The following is a 2,683-nucleotide window of genomic DNA, read 5'->3' on the forward strand; positions in this document are numbered from 1 at the left end:
GGCCAACTCGACAAGGTGCCCGACGACTACCGCCGCCGCCAGACACTGAAAAATGCCGAGCGCTACATCACGCCCGAACTCAAAGCCTTTGAAGACAAAGCCCTGTCGGCGCAGGAGCGCGCATTGGCGCGCGAGAAGTGGCTGTATGAACAGCTGCTCGATCAGTTGCAGGACTTCATTCCCGCGCTGAGCCGCCTGGCGCGCGCCCTCGCCTCACTCGACGCGCTGTGCGCATTGGCCGAACGCTCACTCACCCTCAACTGGGCCGCGCCGGTGTTCGTACGCGAACCCTGCATTGACATCAGCCAGGGCCGCCACCCTGTCGTCGAAGCGCGCCTGGCTGAGACGGGCGGCGGCGCCTTCATCGCCAACGATTCCGTCATGAGCGGCAAGCACCGCATGCAGGTCATCACCGGCCCCAACATGGGCGGCAAGTCGACCTACATGCGCCAGGTGGCGCTGATCGTGCTGCTGGCCAGCGTGGGCTCGTATGTGCCGGCGGCCAGCTGCCGGCTCGGGCCCATAGATGCCATCCACACCCGCATAGGCGCAGCCGATGACGTGGCCAACGCGCAATCGACCTTCATGCTGGAAATGACCGAGGCCGCGCAGATCCTGCACGCCGCCACACCGCATTCGCTGGTACTGATGGACGAAATCGGCCGCGGCACCTCGACATTCGACGGACTGGCGCTGGCCGGCGGCATTGCCGCCTACCTGCACAACAAGACCCAGGCCTTCACGCTGTTTGCCACACATTACTTTGAGCTCACCGAATTCCCGGCGCAGCACCACGGCGCCATCAACGTGCATGTGAGCGCAGTCGAGTCCGGCGCCGACATCGTGTTTTTGCACCACATAGAGCCCGGCCCTGCCAGCAAAAGCTACGGGATTGCCGTGGCCAAGCTGGCCGGCGTGCCCGCGGCCGTCGTCAACCATGCCCGCCATGCGCTCACCGCGCTGGAAGCCCACCAGACGGAAGCACGCGCCCAGGTCGACCTGTTCGCCGCCCCACCCGAAGCCGCCGCGCCCGAACAAAGTGCCGTGGACAAGGCATTGGGTACCATAGACCCCGATGCACTGAGTCCGCGCGAGGCGCTGGACGCCCTGTACCGCCTGAAAAAGATCTCTACCTCCCCGTGACCCAGCGCAACCCGACCGCCCCCACACTTCCAAGCCACCAAAGCCACCTCATGACTTACTGCGTCGCCGCCAAACTCAACGCCGGGCTGGTGTTCCTGTCAGACTCCCGCACCAACGCGGGCCTGGACCACATCAGCACCTTCCGCAAAATGATCGTCTATGAAAAGCCGGGCGACCGTTTCATGGTGCTGCTGTCGGCCGGCAATCTGTCGATTTCCCAGTCGATCCGCGAGATCCTGCAGATCGAGCAGCTCAAGGACCACGACGGCGGAGAAGCCATCACGATCTGGAACGCCAAAAGCATGTTCGATGCCGCACGCGTGCTGGGCTCGGCAATACGCCGCGTCTACGACCGTGACGCCGAAGCACTGAAAAACGCCGACGTCGACTTCAACGTCTCGTTGGTCTTCGGCGGGCAGATCCGCGGCGAGAACATGCGCCTCTTCCAGATGTATTCGGCCGGCAACTTCATCGAAGCGACCGACGAGACACCTTACTTCCAGGTCGGCGAATCCAAGTACGGCAAACCCGTACTGGACCGCGTGCTCACCCCGGCCACGCCGCTGGCCGAAGCCGCCAAGTGTGTGCTGGTGTCCATGGACTCGACCATGAAGTCGAATCTCTCGGTTGGCCTGCCGCTGGATCTGGTGGTCTATGAGGCTGACACCTACCGGAGCGACAAGATCGTCTGCATCGACAACGACAACCCCTACTACCGCATGATGCACAGCAGCTGGGGCCAGAAGCTGCGCGAGGTGTTCGACAGCATCGAAGACCCGGTGTGGGACGACGCGCACACCGACATCCCGCTGAAGATGCCGGCCACCCGCCATGAGCCGTTGAAGAAGATCAGCACGCCTGACGAGAAACTGATTTAAGCCGTGCCCGCCAACGCAAAGCCGCTGGTCATTTTTTCCCACGGCAACAGCTTCCCCGCCAGCACCTACAGCGCGGTGTTCCAGAGCCTGAAAGCACGCGGCTTTCAGGTCAAGGCGATTGAAAAATTCGGCCACGACCCGCGCTACCCGGTCACCAGCAACTGGCCGCACCTGGTGCAGCAGTTGGCCGACTTCACGGCCCGCGAGGTTGAAAAATCCGGCCAGCCGGCTTTCCTGGTGGGCCATTCGCTGGGCGGCTTTTTAAGCCTGATGTGCGCTGCGCGCAACCCGGTGCTCGGCGGCCAGCCCGTCAAGGGCGTGGTGCTGGTCGACTCCCCCATCCTCGGCGGCTGGCGCGCCGCAGCGCTGAGCGTGGCCAAGCGAGCACAACTGGTGGGCTCCATATCCCCCGGTGCCATCAGCCGCAAACGCCGTCACCAATGGGTAGGCAAAGACGAGGTCTTTGAACACTTTCGCAGCAAGAAGGCATTTGCCGCCTGGGACGAGCAAGTGCTGCGCGACTACATCGAGCATGGCACCCACGACGATGCCGGCGAAGGCCAGCGCCTGCTGAGCTTCGACCGCGACGTCGAAACCGCGATCTACAACACGCTTCCCCACAACCTGGAAGGCCTGCTTAAACGCCACCCGCTGAAATGCCC

The 2,683-nt window shown here is 63.4% G+C and carries 3 protein-coding genes; all 3 read left to right on the forward strand.

Annotated features, from left to right (window positions below; genetic code table 11):
- Nucleotides 1-1,143, forward strand: a 1,143-nt coding sequence (mutS, locus tag AC1D1X_RS20320) for a DNA mismatch repair protein MutS (RefSeq protein ID WP_477699014.1), incomplete at its 5' end; no start/stop codon positions are given.
- Nucleotides 1,144-1,193: 50 nt separating this feature from the next.
- The gene (locus tag AC1D1X_RS20325; RefSeq protein ID WP_477671548.1) at nucleotides 1,194-2,021 is read left to right on the forward strand and encodes a proteasome-type protease; all 828 of its coding nucleotides are present in this window, start codon (nucleotides 1,194-1,196) and stop codon (nucleotides 2,019-2,021) included.
- Nucleotides 2,022-2,024: 3 nt separating this feature from the next.
- On the forward strand, nucleotides 2,025-2,683 hold a 659-nt coding region (locus tag AC1D1X_RS20330), incomplete at its 3' end, for an alpha/beta hydrolase (RefSeq protein WP_477699015.1).

This window comes from Polaromonas sp. P1_G4 (assembly GCF_056405475.1).